At 56.0% G+C, this 17102-nt stretch carries 19 protein-coding genes and 1 rRNA gene; 3 read left to right on the top strand and 17 right to left on the bottom strand.

Annotated features, from left to right (window positions below):
• Positions 1-218, bottom strand: a 16S ribosomal RNA gene (locus tag ABD76_RS05450); the annotation flags it as partial.
• Positions 219-589: 371 nt separating this feature from the next.
• Positions 590-1477, bottom strand: coding sequence for a hypothetical protein (locus ABD76_RS05445; RefSeq protein WP_197254883.1), 888 nt, complete (start codon positions 1475-1477; stop codon positions 590-592).
• 135 nt (positions 1478-1612) lie between these two features.
• Here ABD76_RS05445 and ABD76_RS05440 point away from each other — a divergent pair, with 135 nt between their 5' ends.
• Positions 1613-2011, top strand: coding sequence for a DUF2614 family zinc ribbon-containing protein (locus ABD76_RS05440; RefSeq protein ID WP_197254880.1), 399 nt, complete (start codon positions 1613-1615; stop codon positions 2009-2011).
• Between the two features lie 59 nt (positions 2012-2070).
• Here ABD76_RS05440 and ABD76_RS05435 read toward each other — a convergent pair whose 3' ends face one another.
• The 15 genes from ABD76_RS05435 to uptA form a co-directional block, all read right to left on the bottom strand.
• Positions 2071-3843, bottom strand: a complete 1773-nt coding sequence (locus ABD76_RS05435) for a glycosyl hydrolase family 18 protein (RefSeq protein ID WP_197254878.1) — start codon at positions 3841-3843, stop codon at positions 2071-2073.
• A 111-nt stretch (positions 3844-3954) separates the two neighbouring features.
• On the bottom strand, positions 3955-4392 hold the full coding sequence (perR, locus tag ABD76_RS05430; RefSeq protein ID WP_197254876.1) for a peroxide-responsive transcriptional repressor PerR: 438 nt from the start codon (positions 4390-4392) through the stop codon (positions 3955-3957).
• 151 nt (positions 4393-4543) lie between these two features.
• Entirely contained in the window at positions 4544-5737 is a 1194-nt protein-coding gene (locus ABD76_RS05425) for a DUF4097 family beta strand repeat-containing protein (RefSeq protein WP_197254868.1), read from the bottom strand.
• A gap of 25 nt (positions 5738-5762) precedes the next feature.
• Positions 5763-6449, bottom strand: a complete 687-nt coding sequence (locus tag ABD76_RS05420) for a hypothetical protein (protein WP_197254866.1) — start codon at positions 6447-6449, stop codon at positions 5763-5765.
• A 22-nt stretch (positions 6450-6471) separates the two neighbouring features.
• Positions 6472-7050 carry a sigma-70 family RNA polymerase sigma factor gene (locus ABD76_RS05415; protein WP_197254863.1) on the bottom strand — a complete coding sequence of 193 codons (579 nt, stop codon included), beginning with the start codon at positions 7048-7050 and terminating at the stop codon, positions 6472-6474.
• Between the two features lie 169 nt (positions 7051-7219).
• Positions 7220-7945 carry an MgtC/SapB family protein gene (locus tag ABD76_RS05410; protein WP_197254861.1) on the bottom strand — a complete coding sequence of 242 codons (726 nt, stop codon included), beginning with the start codon at positions 7943-7945 and terminating at the stop codon, positions 7220-7222.
• Entirely contained in the window at positions 7933-8418 is a 486-nt protein-coding gene (locus ABD76_RS05405; RefSeq protein ID WP_197254859.1) for a GNAT family N-acetyltransferase, read from the bottom strand. Before ABD76_RS05405 ends, ABD76_RS05410 begins: the two co-directional genes overlap by 13 nt.
• A gap of 141 nt (positions 8419-8559) precedes the next feature.
• Positions 8560-10002, bottom strand: coding sequence for an Asp-tRNA(Asn)/Glu-tRNA(Gln) amidotransferase subunit GatB (gene gatB / locus ABD76_RS05400; protein WP_197254857.1), 1443 nt, complete (start codon positions 10000-10002; stop codon positions 8560-8562).
• Between the two features lie 14 nt (positions 10003-10016).
• Positions 10017-11477: an Asp-tRNA(Asn)/Glu-tRNA(Gln) amidotransferase subunit GatA gene (gene gatA, locus ABD76_RS05395; RefSeq protein WP_197254855.1), complete on the bottom strand. Its 1461-nt coding sequence runs from the start codon at positions 11475-11477 to the stop codon at positions 10017-10019.
• 20 nt (positions 11478-11497) lie between these two features.
• The gene (gatC, locus tag ABD76_RS05390) at positions 11498-11785 is read right to left on the bottom strand and encodes an Asp-tRNA(Asn)/Glu-tRNA(Gln) amidotransferase subunit GatC (RefSeq protein ID WP_006677117.1); all 288 of its coding nucleotides are present in this window, start codon (positions 11783-11785) and stop codon (positions 11498-11500) included.
• A gap of 223 nt (positions 11786-12008) precedes the next feature.
• Positions 12009-12392, bottom strand: a complete 384-nt coding sequence (locus ABD76_RS05385; protein ID WP_168181601.1) for an ATPase — start codon at positions 12390-12392, stop codon at positions 12009-12011.
• A 205-nt stretch (positions 12393-12597) separates the two neighbouring features.
• Complete coding sequence (locus tag ABD76_RS05380; protein ID WP_197254853.1) at positions 12598-13803, bottom strand: M24 family metallopeptidase; 1206 nt, start codon at positions 13801-13803, stop codon at positions 12598-12600.
• A 340-nt stretch (positions 13804-14143) separates the two neighbouring features.
• A complete protein-coding gene (locus ABD76_RS05375) occupies positions 14144-14767 on the bottom strand; it encodes an MBL fold metallo-hydrolase (protein WP_197254851.1) in 624 nt (207 codons plus the stop codon).
• A 97-nt stretch (positions 14768-14864) separates the two neighbouring features.
• On the bottom strand, positions 14865-15431 hold the full coding sequence (locus ABD76_RS05370; protein WP_197254908.1) for a thioredoxin family protein: 567 nt from the start codon (positions 15429-15431) through the stop codon (positions 14865-14867).
• A gap of 2 nt (positions 15432-15433) precedes the next feature.
• Entirely contained in the window at positions 15434-16045 is a 612-nt protein-coding gene (gene uptA, locus ABD76_RS05365) for an undecaprenyl phosphate transporter UptA (protein ID WP_197254848.1), read from the bottom strand.
• A gap of 200 nt (positions 16046-16245) precedes the next feature.
• On the opposite strand from uptA, the gene ABD76_RS05360 reads away from it, so the two are divergent.
• Positions 16246-16698 carry a cupredoxin domain-containing protein gene (locus ABD76_RS05360; RefSeq protein ID WP_197254846.1) on the top strand — a complete coding sequence of 151 codons (453 nt, stop codon included), beginning with the start codon at positions 16246-16248 and terminating at the stop codon, positions 16696-16698.
• A 75-nt stretch (positions 16699-16773) separates the two neighbouring features.
• Positions 16774-17085, top strand: coding sequence for a dehydrogenase (locus ABD76_RS05355; RefSeq protein ID WP_197254844.1), 312 nt, complete (start codon positions 16774-16776; stop codon positions 17083-17085).
• Positions 17086-17102: the final 17 nt, after the last annotated feature.

Here is a 17102-nt window from a genome sequence, read left to right as displayed (position 1 = left end):
CCGCCTTTCCCGACTCCCTCATGCGAGGAAATCGCCTATCCGGTATTAGCCCACGTTTCCGTGAGTTATCCCGGTCTTAAGGGCAGGTTACCTACGTATTACTCACCCGTCCGCCGCTAAGCATCAGGAGTGCAAGCACTCCATCCGCTCCGCTCGACTTGCATGTATTAGGCACGCCGCCAGCGTTCGTCCTGAGCCAGGATCAAACTCTCCATAAAAGTTAAGTTTGACTTGCTCATGTATTGCTGACGAGGTCATTTGACCTCTTGCACAAACATCACTCGTTGTTCAGTTTTCAAAGAACAATCAATTTCGGAAGCTTATCAGCCGCTGCGCTATCCGCGCCTCAGCCCTCCGCTTCATCTCTTCGCTGTGTTCAGCGGCGACTCTTATAATATATCATACCGCCCTGTTTTAAGTCAAGTGTTTTTTCAACTTTTTTTAAGTTACTTTCGAACGGTTAGTTCCACACTTGCCTCTTTCAGAAGGGCGAATACTAATGTATCATATCCATTCTGGTGAAGTCAATCCCTTTTTTCAAAAAAATCGCCGCATCCGAATTGGATACGGCAGACTGATTCATGTATGGTTAACCCGCCCATTCATAAGCCGGTGTTCTCCCCAGCTCCCCATAAGGAGATGGATGATCAACCAGCTTCTCGCGCAAGTATCCCCGATAAGCGAGCTTCTTCAACAGCATTGGCAAATATTCGGTCAGGGCCCTGAATTCGGCATGCTGCAGCACGTCCGTGATTACGACCGGCGCGCCGTGCTCCTTAATCCATTCCAATAACGGAAGACAGCATTCCGCGCTCTTGGTAGAGAGAGAAAATTCGCAGGCCAGAAGCGCCAGCTCGATTCGCTGAGCCAGAGTCTCCGTGCTTGTCGTAAATTCCTCATACATCTTATAGACGCCCAGATTCAATAGCTTGACCTGCTGCCATAGAGACGGCGACGGCATTTCCTTCTGTTCCATCACGGCAATGCGCGCCCAATAATAGAACGCTTGATCCACGAAGCGATAAGCATCCAGCATATGTCCTGCGCCTGCGAATTGCTTGGCCTGGGAATAGCAGTCCAGGAACATCGCATACATCTTCATATATTCCGATTGAAAGAATTCCTTGCCGCCCGCATGATGGCGCTGCTGCCATTCCGCCAGCATACCGCTGCGATCGGCGATAATTTCTGTTCGTCCAAAGGAAGACATCATAGGCAGACCCTCCATTGATGTGCTCCATGCTCTCCACTGATCCGGGCGGATGAATATCCACTGCGTGATGGAGCAGTCCTGCTCCGTCTGTGTGTGGAAGGGAGAAGACGGACACTGTTCATCGATAACGATATACAGGCGATCACACCTGTTGTATTCCTGTACTGCCAGCTTCCTCGTGTCAGGGATCAACTGAAGAACGCCTTGAATGTGCGGTTCGTTCATCCATTGCTCCAACTTGACATTGTCAATTGCTTGCTTCATATGAATCCCACGCTTTTTCGACTTTCTTGCCATTCAGCTTTCTTTTGTCTTGATTCATGTTTATAATTCTACATAGATTCTCTCTTTCCTTCTATATCGCAAAACATTTTCAATACATGTAATGGGAGGCTCATGATGAACACTCGGCTATTTAAGACAAGCAAGCTTAGCGAATTTCGGTTGTGGGGGCTCGTCCTTATTTTAGCAGGCATGGGTATGATGATCTTGGGCACCTCCGGCATATTGATGTGGGGCGTGCAGGGCCGACCGTTCGCTGCGGTCTTCATGGTGCTCGGCGGCATTCTTCTATTGGGAAGCATGGGCATTTATTTTTGGGCCGGCATGCTCTCGACAAGTGTCGTCGCGCTGGAATGTCCGGAATGCGGCAAGCCGACGAAAATGATCGGCAAGACCGACCGCTGCATGTTCTGCCGGACTATCCTGACCTTCGATCCGGCCAAAGCCACTGCAGGACTGTCCGAAGAAGCTCCGTCCGAATCGGGCCAGCCGGCAGCGTCCGCGCCGAAGTCTTGACGAGTACATAAGAAAAAGCCGCTTCCCTTACCGGGGAATGCGGCTTTTCTTCTTACATATTAAGTGGCGGGCGGAAAACGCAGCACATCCCATATATCATCACTCGCGAACGTGCGGGCCCAGACGGCGATACCTCCAAGGCCAAGCCGATCGGCCAGCTCAATCCGTGCCCGAACCGAACGCTCGTCCTCAATCCAAATCCGCTGCAAGTTCCCTTCTTCCTTGTACTCCACGTAATGCTGCCCCGCTGATTCATCAAATTCCGGCTTCAGCTTCTTTTCTGCCAATATATCTTGAATCGATTGCATGCCCAAGGCCTTGGAGCTCACCTTCGTCTCCCCATCCTGCACTTCTTCGGTCCAGATACGGGTATAGAGCGGCATGCCGAGCACCAGCTTATGCGCCGGCACATTATCTTCATTCATTATTCGCGTCACCGCTTGCTCAGCCCAAGGCAGGGATGCGACGGAACCGGCGACAGGACTTGCTGCCCAATGCTCGTCATATGCCATGACCATCATAAAGTCGACAAGTTGGCCAAGAGCTTCCCGGTCCAGGAATTGCGACCATCTGCCGCTCTCCGATTTCGCCGTCACATCGATGGATGCGACCAGGCCTTTGGCATGAAGCCGGGGGACAAGCTCCCGAACGAACTGGGTCAGCTTATTCCGATCCTCGACATTCACATTTTCAAAATCCAGATTGATTCCATCCGCCTGATAACGTTCCGCCAATTCAAGCAGTTGACCGATGGTACGGTTCCGCCGTTCGAAGGTCGAGAGGGCTTCGGTCGTCCGCTCCGGTTCGAAGCTGTTGCTGTACAGCGCCCATATCTGCTTGCCGTTTCGGTGCGCCCATTCGGTCAGACTTCTGTCCGCCTTGCTGTGAACATTCCCTTCGTCATCCTCCAGACTGAACCAGGTTGGGCTGATGACGTTCGTACCCGGCATGTTCGGCAGCTTGGACGGGTCGGGATTGCGCGAATAAACGGCCTCCCAAGCCAGACTCACGGGCGTCTTCTCCTTAACGAACCGCGGCAGCGGAGCCTCGGGCGCATGAGGTACGGTATGTGCGTCTCCCGGCACGACATCCTCGGCCGCCACATACCCCAATGTCCCGTCATCCGCCTCTACCCGAAGCCAGTCTCCGCTCTCCTCCCAAATAGTCACCGGCGACTCGCTCTTCAGATCGGCGATAATCGGCGACTTTTTGTCAGCCTGCTGCCTCATCGGAACCGTATCTTCCGGCTGGCGAAGCTTCACGATCGTGCCCGATTGAAGCGTCTGGCCCGGCATTCCGAACTGCACCGCTCCGTTCGCCGGATACTGCTTCACTTCAATCCCGTACAGCTCTTCCAGCACCGATGCGGGAACATGAACCGTATTGCCGATGCGGACGGCAGCCGCAGGCCATTCCTTCGGACTTCCGTTCAGCGTCCCGCCCCGCTGGTCCAGTGGCATCGACGCAGCCATCACTGGACTTGTCAAAATAACAGTGCCGCTCTCCTCTTCAAAGATGACCGGCAGCAGGCCATCCAGCGCCGGCACCGGAATAAGCAGATCTTTCCCCTGTCCTCTCGTGCCGTACCCGCTCCAGGTTCCGTTATAGGTGAGGGGCTGCTCGACTTGCCTCATATCGGATTCCGCCCGTTCATGGCCAGGCCACCACTCCGACCATCCTTTCCATATGCATACGGACAAAATAATGACTCCCACCATAATGACAAGGCACCCGCCGCAGCCGCCTTTTTTGCGTTTTCGGCCGCTTCCCGGCCTATCCACATACCTTCCGTTGGCTGTTCTTCCTCCCCGGCGCTCTCCCCGGTAATTCATGTTGTCGCTCCTCCCGCTCCCAAGTCTGGCATCTCCCTGTAAAAAGAAAACGCGCAAGCAAAATCTGCTGCGCGCATGTATGATTCAACTGTGTCTTCCGGAACGATCCGGTTACTTCTTGTCAGCCGAGGCTGCACACGATTGGCACACGCCGTACACTTCCATGCGGTGTCCCCGTATGAAGAAGCCCGTCCGCTCGGCGGCTGTCTCCTCCACCGATTGCAGAGCCGGCAGCGTGAAATCGACAATCTTCCCGCATTGCTCGCATATCGCATGATAATGATCGGAGACGTTGGCGTCAAACCGGCTTGAGCTGTCTCCGTATGTCAATTCGCGAACCAGGCCGGCTTCAATGAACAACTTCAAGTTGTTGTAGACCGTGGCTACGCTCATGCTCGGAAACTTGGGCTCAAGCGCCCGATATATTTCATCCGCCGTCGGATGGTTCATCGCATCCATCAAGTAGGTTAAGATCGCATGGCGTTGCGGCGTAATGCGTACTCCGGACATTTTCAATTGTTCCAATGCATGTTGAACCCGTGTCTTCATCCTGTCCACCGCCTTCTACGCTCATGATTCATTCGGGTTGTCTGATCTACATTGTAACGATTCTCAGAAAATAATATCTATATGTCCATTGTACGGTTATCTTTTTCGATTTGTCAATGTTAATCTGACTCGGACGCCTGCAACTCAGGGATCATCTTCGCAGAACATGAAGGTCTCCATTCGTCTGCAAGACGATTTCATGCATTCCGCTTCCCAGAGAACCTTCCATATGATTATCGCCAATATCCAGCGGAAAATCCGTAGTAATATCGCCAAATGTATTCCTGGCGGAAACCTTGGCATCGGCGTCACCCGGAAGATGAATCGTCATGTCCCCCGCCAGGCTGAGAAGCTTCCAATGTCCTCCGACCATCTCCGATTCGGCCAGCACGTCCCCGCTCAGCGTCTCCGCTTGCACGGAGCGTCCCACGCGGCTAATATCGATATCGCCGCTCTTCGTGTCCGCGGACACATCCCCCTCGATGTCATGAATGATGATATCTCCCCGCGCCGTCTCCGCGTTCAGATCCTGTCCGATGCCCTTCACGACAATATCTCCGTCCCAAGTGCGCGCTTGAACGGAATTCTCGATATGGGCAATATGGATCGATCCGCTTTTCGTCTCGGCGGCGATGCCCCCCCGAAGCTCACGGATATCAATCAACCCGTCGTCCAGTTGAACCTGGACATTCCACGCCGCCTCATCCGGAATCGTAATGGTGAGGTCGAGGCGGACGAGCTGTTCATTCGCGGCATAACGCGCCGGCCCCCCTTCGATGCGAAGCCGATGTTCTGCGGCGGACTCCGCGAGGTCTACGCGGGACTGGTCTGCCAGCCGCTCGGCCTGTTCCTTCGGCAGGCTGCTGACGATGACCGTCGGCTCCACCTCCACATCCTTCACGTTCCCGCTCCGTATCGACACACTGCCATAGCGATTGCGAACGACCAGCTCACGAATCGAGTGGCCTTCGATGGAATAATTGAGGGCAGGCTGCTTGAATTTCATCCCTTCGGCAAACTTCATTTCCTTCATCATCGAAAAATCGAACTGAATGCTCCGCACCCAGTCCCTGAACAGATAAGGCTGGGCAATCATGAACACCGCGACGGATAAAAAGATGGCGGCGAACATGCCGAGCCAATCGATCTTCCAGCTTCTTTTCCCGTCCGGGCTTCGCCCGCGCTTGGCGCTGACCATCATCTCCAATCCCCACAGCACGAAGATGCAGGGCCACCACACGAGCAGAAGCCGGATGCTGCGCAGGCCGAATAATTGATCGGCGAGCACCATCACGCCGACGGTGATTATCAACAAGGCTGCAGTAATCCGGCCTACCTTAATCAAGTATGCCCCAACTCCTTATGATCGGCTAGCGTCTTTTGCGCGATTCCTTGATTAGCAGAAAAATCCCTCCGCCGATAAGCACAGCCGCTCCGGCGTAAGAGCCGGCATTGCTGAAAAACCAGCGCAGCCAGGCCGGGTCGACCGTGAACAGCAGCAGAACGACGCCGCCGAACAGGAGCAGCAGGCCAAGCCCAGGGCCTTGCTTTACATTGCCGGCGCCCAATCCATACACCGCCTGCTGGTTGACCCGCTCCGTACTCTGCAATGCGTCGAACAGATTGAAAAAATAAATGACGGGCAGCATCAGGGCAAGCAGCACGATGAGCGGCACGTTAATCCGGGCATCGGTAGCGCTGAAATAGACAATCGCTACAATATCCAGAGCGAGCAGCATCATAATAAGCAACCCACGCTGCATCAATCCCAAATAAAAATGGCCGCTTCCCGGAAAAATAAAAGACAGCAAGACCGATAAAAATTTGCTCTTGCGCTGGGTACCATATACGGGAGGTACAGGAGGCATTCCGTCATAAGGCGGATAATTGCCAGGCTGATGGTGCTGGCGCTGCTGATGCTCCAGATTCGCCATTCTTCGCCGGAGAAATTGCTCTTCTTCTCTGTCCCAGTCCGGCGTGCGGATATAATCCATCCGCTGGCGTTCCTGCTGTTCCGCCACCTGTGGTTCCTTGTCTCTGCGGCCTCCATCGTTCATTGTATTCATTCCTCCCTTGCGATCATACGGCTCCGACCGACTCGTTCCATACATTTTTGAACAGCGCTTTGGCCCGGTACAAGCGGGTCTCGACCGTCCGCACAGGCATTTTCAGCTGCTCGGCGATCTCGGCATAGGAGCGCTGGCGCATATGATAGAGCACCATCACCGTCCGGTACTTGTCCGGAAGGCTGCCCAACGTCCGGCGCACCTGTTCGCACCGCTCGCGCTTGATGACCCATTCCTCAGGCATCGCTTCTTCATCCTGATGCGGAAGGTGAACGATCGTGTTAGGCTCCAGCCGATCGGCGGCTCCCCGTCTCTGTCTCCGCAGCGAATCGATAAGCTGGTTCCGGGTAAGCCGGTACAGCCATGTCGTCCATTTCGAATCCCCGCGGAACGTATGAAGCCGGCGGTACACTTTGACGAAGACTTCTTGCGCGATGTCCTCCGCCAGATGCCGGTCCTGAACCGTTTGACAAATACAAGTTAACACAAAGGGGCGGTGTCTTTCCACCAAAATGCGCATCCCCTCTTCATTGCCGCTCAAAATAAGCTGAACGAGCTGTTCATCTGATTGATTCCGCAATTCACGTTCCACGTTAGCCGACTTCCTTTCCGTTTCTCCACGAAGGCAGCCTGTCGGACCGCCTCTCCAATATTCTGCCTTTATTGTAAGGCGGACGGGGAAACGAAAGAAACCTTCCCGGGTCCAGGAAGGTTTCACCGACTTTAGTCTAGTCTCGATTGCGCCGATTGCCGGGGGAGCGCTATTCAACCGTTACGGAACGCACGCCGGACATTTGCTCGACTTGGGTCGTGAATGCGAATATTTCGAACTGACGGGGTACAATAAGAACAGCTTGAACTTCGGTATGCTTGACGTCCGGACCCTCGTAAGGACGATTGAGCAAGCGCTGCGTCGTCACTTTTTTCACCTGGATCTGCTGTTCGTTCAAAAATTCGTGGAGCTGATGAAGAAAATGGGAAGCTCCATCCGTCTCCAGCGTAAGAACATAGGTTTTCTTGCTTGTGAAGTACCGCTGCTCAATCTTGTTGAAGACAAACAGATTGACGATGACGAGCACCGTGGCCGCCACGGCGGCGAAATAAAATCCGGCCCCCACGGCAAGACCGATTGAAGCAACGACCCATAAGGAGGCGGCCGTCGTCAGACCGGCGATGGATTTGCCCGTAAAAATGATCGTTCCCGCTCCAAGAAAGCCGATGCCCGTAATGACCGCCGTCGCGAGACGGGCCGGGTCGACCCTTACATTGCCTTCATAGACGAATTGAGCAAAGCCATAAATGGACAACAGCATAATCAAGGCCGAGCCGAGACATACGAGAATATGGGTGCGCAAGCCCGCAGGGTGATTCGCCTGCTCCCGTTCCAATCCGACCAAGCCGCCCAGCAGCATCGCCAGGAACAAGCGCATCATCAGCGAAACATTGTCAATGACCCACGGATTCGAAGCGTCGATTATTTCTCCCATCCCGAACCGTCCTCCTTCGACACCCGTTCCAGATGACGAAGATATACCCCGGGTGCGATTTCTTCTTCGTGCCGAAATTGGAAGCCCGCTCGCTCGTATAACCGCAAGGCGGGAGTATTGCGCGCCCCCGTTGCAATGCGGTGAACGGGAAAGCCCGGAATCTGCAGGACATGCTCCAGCAGACGGGATCCGATGCCTTGGCGGAAAGAACGGGGATGTACCATCAGCCGGCAAATATCGATAACCTCCGGTTCCGGCACCTCATACGAGATGGCTCCGACCAGTTCGGCATCATCCCACCAGCCGTAAAAGATTTCCTTGCACTGCCGTAGATCGTCGATCGTATCCATCAAGGGAGGAATCCGGTCAAAACCGAGAAGATCCGCTTCGATGCGGTAAGCGCTCTGCTGCAAATACCATAATTGCTCAAGGGTCTCATTATCATTCATGTCCAGTTGACGAAGCACAATCATCCCCCCACAGACCGTAATTGGGATTGCTCTATTTATCTGTAAGCAAAAAAAGGCGAAGTATGCGCCAAGTTCCTCCATTTGAATCGATGAAAAAACTCCAACGCATGCTCCGCCTTGCGGACTGCTATATCGTACCGAGTATCATTGGCTGTTCAGGCATTGGACCAGCAACTGATTGACGAGCCCCGGATTCGCTTTGCCCTTCGTCTCCTTCATCACCTGGCCGACGAGGAAGCCGATCGCTTTTTGCTTGCCGGCCTTATAGTCCTCGACCGATTGAGGATTGGACGCGATGATTTGCTGCACGACGGCCAAAATGGCGCCTTCGTCGCTGATTTGGACCAGTCCCTGCTCCTCGACGATTGTTTGCGGCCGCTTGCCGGATTCGAGCATTTCCTTGAAGACCGTTTTTGCGATTTTCGTGCTGATGGTGCCCTTCTCGATCAGCCCGATCATTTCCCCGAGCCCTTGCCCGTCCAGCTTGACGTCTTCGATCTCAAGACCGCCCGCATTCAGATAGCCGAGCAGATCCCCCATAATCCAGTTCGCCACCGCCTTGGCATCCTTCGTATACGGAAGGCTGTCCTCGAACAGATCGGCCAGCTTTTTGGAGGAGGTGATGACCTCGGCATCGTATCCGGACAAGCCGTAATCGGCGGCATACCGGGCCTTGCGGGCATCCGGCAGCTCCGGAATCGTGGCGCGGATACGCTCCTTCCATTCATCGTCAATGACGATGGTAACGAGGTCCGGATCCGGGAAGTAGCGGTAGTCATGCGCCTCTTCCTTGCTGCGCATCGACAGCGTCCGTCCCTGCGCTTCATCCCACCGGCGCGTCTCCTGCACCACCTGGCCGCCCTCGTCCAGAATATCGGCTTGGCGCTCCTCTTCATACTCAAGGCCGCGCTGCACGCCGCGGAAGGAGTTCATGTTCTTCAGCTCGGCCTTCGTGCCGAATTCCTTCTGCCCGTACGGGCGAAGGCTGATATTGGCGTCGCAGCGGAGCGAGCCTTCCTCCATCTTGACGTCGGATACTTCGCAATATTGCATAATGGCCTTTAATTTTTCCAAATAAGCCTTGGCTTCTTCCGGGGAACGCAGATCCGCCTCCGACACGATCTCGACCAGCGGGGTGCCTACCCGGTTGAAATCGACCAGCGAAGCATAGCCGCCATCGACGTGCGTCAGCTTGCCCGCATCCTCTTCCAGATGCAGACGATTGATGCGGATACGCTTCGTCTCGCCGCCGACTTCGATGTCGATCCAGCCGTTCTGCCCGATCGGCTGATCATACTGCGAAATCTGGTAAGCCTTCGGCGAGTCAGGGTAGAAATAGTTTTTGCGATCGAATTTGCTCACGGACGCAATCTCGCAGTTCAGCGCCATGGCGGCCTTCATCGCATATTCGACCGCCTGGCGGTTCAGCACCGGCAGCACGCCCGGATGCCCGAGACAGATCGGGCAGGTATGCGTGTTCGGCGGCGCGCCGAAGGCGGTGGAGCAGCCGCAAAATATTTTCGATTCGGTGCGAAGCTCAACGTGAACTTCCAGTCCGATTACCGTCTCATATCTAGCACTTGGCATGTCGTAAGCCTCCTCTATGACAACTGCGGACGCAGCTTGTGATGATCGGTGTTCTGCTCGAACGCATGCGCCGCGCGCAGCACGGTCGCCTCATCGAATGCCCGTCCGATCAGCTGCAGCCCTACCGGCATGCCATCCGCCAATCCGCATGGAATGCTGATCGCCGGCACGCCCGCCAAGCTGACTGGAATCGTCAAAATATCATTCAAGTACATTTGAAGCGGATCGTCAATCTGTTCGCCCAGACGGAAGGCCGTCGTCGGCGCCGTCGGACCGAGCAGAATGTCATACTTTTGGAACGCCTGTTCAAAGTCGCGCTGAATCAAAGTGCGAACCTTCTGCGCCTTCAAATAATAGGCGTCATAATAGCCGGAGCTGAGCGCGTAAGTTCCCAGCATGATGCGTCGCTTCACTTCCGGACCGAAGCCCTGGCTGCGCGACTGAAGATAGAGCTCGAGCAGATTGCCCGGCTGCTCCGCGCGAACGCCATAGCGGACCCCGTCGAAGCGGGCCAGATTGGACGACGCTTCGGACGAAGCGAGCAGGTAGTAGGTCGCCACCGCATAATCCGTATGCGGCATCGACACCTCTTCCCAGGTTGCGCCCAATTGTTCGTATACCTTCAAGGCGGCAAGCACCGCTTCCTTCACCTTCGGATCGACGCCCTCCCCGATATATTCGGACGGCACGCCGATGCGCAGGCCGCGCGCCTCTCCGCTCAAGGCCGCCGCATAATCCGGAATGTCGACCTTCGCCGAAGTCGAGTCCATCGGGTCGTAGCCGGCGATGGCCTGCAGCACATGCGCGGCATCCTCTACATTGTTCGTCAGCGGCCCGATCTGATCGAGGGAAGATGCGAACGCGACGAGGCCGAAGCGCGATACGAGGCCATAGGTAGGCTTCAACCCGACGATGCCGCAATAGGACGCCGGCTGGCGGATCGATCCGCCCGTATCCGATCCGAGGGCGAAGCTGACCTGGCCGGCGGCTACCGCCGCAGCCGAGCCGCCGCTCGATCCGCCAGGGACGCGCTCCAGATCCCAAGGATTGCGGGTCACCTGGAAAGCGGAGTTCTCATTGGAGCCGCCCATGGCGAACTCATCCATATTAAGCTTGCCGACCGTAACGACGTCCGCTTCCTTCAGCTTGCGGGCGACGGTTCCGTCATAGACCGGCTCATAGTTCTCGAGGAAGCGGCTGGCGCATGTCGTGCGCATCCCTTCGCTCACGATATTATCCTTCAGGCCGGCCGGAATGCCGGCCAGCGGATGAAGCGCCTCGCCCGCGGCCCGGCGCTCATCGATGCGCTTCGCCTGCGCCTTGGCCCCTTCTTCATTCAGCGTCAGGAACGCCTGCACCCGCCCGTCGGTCTGCGCGATGCGCGCAAAAGCCGCCTCCGTCAGCTCGGCGGCGGATACTTGGCGGTCTGCCAAAGCTTGTCTGGCCTGTGATATCGTCATATCCAACAATGTCAATGCGGTTGCCCCCTCTCTCTTTACTCCAGAACCGCCGGAACCTGGAATTGGCCGTCCTCTTCCTGCGGCGCGTTAAGCATGACTTTCTCTATCGGCAGCGATGGACGAACGGTATCGTCACGCATCACATTGCGAATCGGCAGAACATGCGTTGTCGGCGGCACGTCATCCGTATCCAGCTCGTTCAACTTCTCTGCGTACTTCAGAATCGCGTTCAGCTGCTCGGTATAGCGCGCTTTTTCTTCATCGGTTAAATTGAGCCGTGCCAGCTTGGCCACGTGCTCGACGTCTTGTACCTGAATGCTCATCGGCAACCTGTTCCTCCTTGTCCCAATTGGGCCAAATTCATCCCTCTATTATAGCCTAGAAGCGTGGGCAACTCAACGCTGGCTTCCATTAATGCGGCGCAGCGCCGCTCTTCCCAGCCGCCCCGCAGCGGCATGAGCTTGCGGGCAGCCCCTTGCCGTCCGCTTCGCTATTCAAAAAAGCACCGGTCGCACGTTACCCTGTAACGCACACCGGTGCTCTTTCTTATATCCATGCGCGCAGGTTGACTTGGCGGATGAACTCTTCCTGAGACATCGCTTCTTCCTGCTCGTTCTCTTCCTTCTGGTCTTCTTCCGCATCTCCGTTCATGATCCGGCGGAACAGAGACTCATTGTGAGTAGCCAGTGCATAGTCGATAAGCGCTTCCCGTTCGATGCGGTCCGCTTCCTGCTGCAGGAGCAGGCCTTCCTGCTCGACGTCAGACGCCGGCACGAAGAAGTTGCGGTTTGCTCTCGGCACCCGGATGACGTAATCGAATGCGTTATCCGCATTGCGGTCATAGGCAATGATATAGCCATATTCCCCGATAGGCAAATGTTGTTCGAAGCGGTCGGCAACAATGACTACTTTCTCTCCCAAATGCAGCATTGTCCATGCCTCCCATCCATATGCTGTTTCCTCTATCGTACTAAAATTTATGATTGCTGTAAATGTATGCTTGTTCCCGCAAAAAAGACGCTGCCTTTTCAAAAATAAAATATGTGACTTCCAAGCAAATGTCAACATGCATTCTCAGGAAATCGACGGAAGCGCTCCCTGGCGGGTTCCGTCACCCCCGGATTCCGGCCTCCGATTACGGCGCCGGAATCCGCCATACGCCTTCCGGCGGAGTGGTCAGCTTCTCGAACCCGTCGTCCGTAATCAGATACGTGTTCTCGATGCCGACGACGCCTCGGCCTGGGAACGTGAATTTCGGCTCGATCGCGATGACCATGCCGGGTTCAAGCGGCATCGTGAAGCCGCGCGCCAGCACGGGCCATTCATCCATCTCCATGCCGATGCCATGGCCGAGGAAGCTGACCTGATCGCTCCCGAAGCCCATGAAGTGCCCCGCCAAGCCATGCTGTTCCGCCAGCTTCAACGCGCCGGCATACAGCGTCTCGCACACCGCCCCCGGCTTCAGGCTCGCTTCGGCGGCCCGCAGGATGGCCTCGGACGATTCGTAGGCCCGTTCAAGCTCCTCATCGAGCCCGCCAATGACCAGCGTTCGGGTCTGGTCGATAACATAGCCGTCGATGCAGCATCCGATATCGACGAGAATCGGTTCATTCTCCGCAATGACCTTCCGGCTGGAGCCTTGGGGGCTGGCCGGGGTCAGGCCGCGTCCGCCGGCCGGACCGTCGAAGTACGTCGGCTCCGCCCCCGCCTCGCCCGAGGCGACCATCCCGGTAATAATCTCTTGGTTGTACCCGCGCATCCGGATGAAACCGACATGGCCCTGCATGCGGAATACATGCTCGATATGGGCGATGAGCTGGAGCTCCATCATGCCGGGACGAACGTAAGCGGCCGCTTGCTCGAGCGCATGATGCGCCGCGCGGGCGGCCGTGCGGATGCGGTCGATCTCCCACGGCGATTTGACCATCCGCAGCCCGCGCAGCATCGCGGAGCCGTCGGTCCATGCCGCATCCGGCAGCACGGAACGGAGACGCTCGAACAACTGCACCGGAAGCACGTCATATTCCGTGGCAATGACCGGGCGTCCGGACCCGAACACTTCCGGGAAGCGCTCCTGCAGCAGCGCGCCGAAAGCGCGGAAGGAGCCGAGCGGCTCGACCGCCACCTCGGATTCATGCCGCGCGCGCTCCAGGCTGCGCTTGACGAAGTAGACAGGCTCGCCCTGCTTCGGCACGAACAGATACCCTGTCTGCATCGATCCGGTAAAATAATAAAGCCCGACATTTTGCGTAATCAGACAGCCGTCCATGGTTCGTTCCTTCATCGCTGCCTGCAGCCGGGCAATTCGTCCTTCGATTTCTCGCTTCAATACGCCTTCCATCGATCTTGCTCCCTTCCTGCTTACTGAAGCCCCGTTCCCACAGAGGCTCCCGCCTTGCGCGAATGCTCCGCGGAGGACGCAAAAAGCGCAAACCCACCCGGTTTACGCGCCCGCTTTGCCTCCTATCCTTCCTCGCTCCTGTGCGTGCAGCCCCGCAAACACGAAATCAATCCATGCTCCCGCCCCAGGGCCAGCCTCATTCCCCCGCAGAATGCGCATCCGTTCCTCAATTAAGCTCATCATACCACGAACCCAAAATCAGCGCCAACGGACCGATAGCGCTAATAAGGAAGACGGCCTGATCCCGTCCGTCAAGCCGCCTCGCCCAGCATTTCCTGAGTTATACAAAAGGATTATGCTCCTTCTCATACCCGATTGTGGTCACGGGACCATGCCCCGGGTAGACGGTAACGTCATCCCCCAACGGGAACAGCTTGCCGTGAATCGATTGGAGCAGCACGTTCATATCCCCGTCCCGGAGATCCGTTCGTCCCACTGACGTGCGGAAAAGAACGTCGCCCGAGAACAAGTGCTTCTCGTGGAGGAAGCTGACGCTGCCGGGAGAGTGGCCCGGCGTATGCATGACCTGGAACGTGTGGCCGATCAGCTCCAGCGTCTGTCCGTCCTGCAGCAGATGCTCGGCAGGCTTCATCGCCATCGGCGCGCAGACTTGGGGCCACATCTTCGAACCGTTCAGCTCGGGCGTCGTAAGCCAGTCCGCTTCCCGCTCATGAATATAGACCGGGCATCCGTGCGCTTCACGCACGGCGTCAACCCCGCCGATATGATCGAAATGCGCATGCGTCAGCAGGACGGCCGATACCTTCAACCCTTGAAGGCCCTGCAGCAGCGGCTCCGGATTCATGCCGGGATCAATGAGGGCCGCTTCCTTCGTCTCTTCATTGATCAGCACATAGGCATTGGTCTGAACCGGGCCGAGTGTATAGCTTTGAATGCGGAACATAGAAGAACACCGCCTTTTGTTAATGTTGTTCGCGAAGTCGACCGCAAACATAGGTTTACCCTTTTTGAATGGTTGACTTGTCGAACTTTGCTTGATGTCAAAAGGAAGACAGCAGCTCTTTGAGCTCGCGCACGATGCGCGTCTGGTATCCCGTGCCTTCGCCATACGTTTCCATCATTTGCTGTCTTACCACTTTCAATTTGTCTTGATAGTCCGGCGCTTCCCGATCCGGATTCTCCTGCTTGAAGCGGATCATATGCGCCTGTACATCGCTCGGGCGCGGGCCCCACTGGCCGAGAACATGTCCGCCGGTATCGGCGAAGATGACAACCGGCACCGAACGGCCGCCCATCGTCAGGAACTGGTCCATCGTCTCCGGGAATTGCTCCATAATAAGCACTTCCGTCTCGATCTGCGCCGCTTCCATCGCACGGAAGACGACCGGCACGTTGCGGACGACATCGCCGCACCAATCCGCCGCCAGGATAAGACAGCGCAGGTCGTCGCGGTATTGCAGCGACTCGAAGAAAGCTTTATCTTCTTCATCCGCCCATGCAAATTGGTCATACCAGGAGACGAAGGTCTCCTTGTTCTTTTGCATCCCGTCCACAAAGGCTTGGGGGCGAATTCCTTTTCCCATTACGCCGGCTACGCTCTTGGCCATCTTCATTTCCCCGCTTTCTTTTTGGAATACGTATATTTAACCACAACATACACGATTAACAGCGCCAGGGCAACGAGAATAAACGGCTTGACCCATTTGCCGGCCACGTCGTCAATCTGCTCCCATTTGTCGCCCAGCACAAAGCCCAGATAGACAAACAGTATCGTCCACGGGATGACCGCCAGCGTCGTCAGGAGCGTGAATCGCCACACATTCATTTTGGAAATGCCCGCCGGTATGGAGATGGCATGCCGTACAACCGGTACGAAGCGGGCCGTAAAAATAACGCCTGTCCCATATTTCTGGAACCATTCTTCCGATTTCGCAATATGATGCGGCTGAATCAAAATATATTTGCCGTACCGCTCGAGCACAGGTCTCCCCCCGTATCGGCCGATCCAATAGACGAACAGTTGGGCGATAACCCCGCCGATAACGCCGAAGATGACCGCTTCCGCAAAGGTAATCTCTTGAATCGAGACGAGAAAACCTCCGTAGGCCAGCACAATCTCGCTCGGAATCACCTCTATCATCAAGCCAAGCATGATTCCCCATTCTCCCAATTGCTGCACCCAATGCAAGAGCGTAGTCACAATTTGATGCACAAATTCCATGTCCCATCTCCTCTTTTTGCTACCAGTCTATTCTATTTTACGATGGGACATGACTCTAACGCAATCGACCGGCAGGGCTCATGTTACCGCCCTCTCCGGCATACATATGGACTAGCTGGACTGCATGGCCATTTTCGCTCCCTTACAAAAAGCTCCTGAACTCCAAGCTTTCCGAATACATGTCGAGGAGGTTCACATCTATGGCTAATTTCTGGGTCATTACCCCCAAGCAATGGCGCATCGGCTTGATCGCTATCGCCGCCATCATGGTCGGCGCCGCCTTCTGGCGGTACGAATCGATGCGGATGGAGCAGGCTGCGCAAGCCGCCCCTCAAGAGACCCGCATCCTGCACATGGTGACGGGCGAATTCAAGTCCACCCTTGAGGACGGAACCGAGATCGAAGCGTATCAATTCGCCCCCGGCACGGTGAACGCGAACGAAGGCGAGCGCGTCGAGCTGCGCATCCGGGGCGTGAACGGACACCGCCATGATTTCGTGATTGAAGGGCTCGATATCTCCGGCACCATCGAAAAAAACAAGGAAACGATCATCCGCTTCACCGCGAAGGAAGGGATTTACCGGATCGTCTGCACGACGCATGCCGATGCGGCCAGCAATGGTCCGATGATCGGGTACATCGTGGTCGATTAGCCGAGGTCGCTCTGGCAGCGGGCCCCCAACCTGCATATGGTATAACACAAACCTGCTGGAAAGGGGCCAACGGCCATGAAGACACCGAGACAGCGCCACACCGCTGCCCTGCCTACCGCCCGGGGCATCCGCCGGGCTTGCAGCAATGAGCTGTACCGCACGATCAAGCGCATGAATGTCTGGATTCCCGAAGACAAACGGAAGGAAGGCGAAGAGCTCTATTACCGCAAAGTGATCGGCAATCTGATATGGATTCACGAGAATCACGCCAACCGCAAGAAGCTGTCAGACTGGTGGGACGAAGCCGTATGCGAGGAACTCGCCGCCCTATGGGAGGTCGATCCGAATAAGCTCTCCGCCTGCTTCCGCCAAGCCTTCGGCGGATAGGCAGCTCGAACAGCCGG

Origin of the sequence: Paenibacillus dendritiformis (genome assembly GCF_015845845.1) — a bacterium.
Lineage (GTDB): Bacteria > Bacillota > Bacilli > Paenibacillales > Paenibacillaceae > Paenibacillus_B > Paenibacillus_B dendritiformis_C.
This window is presented reverse-complemented; position numbering and strand designations above follow the sequence as displayed.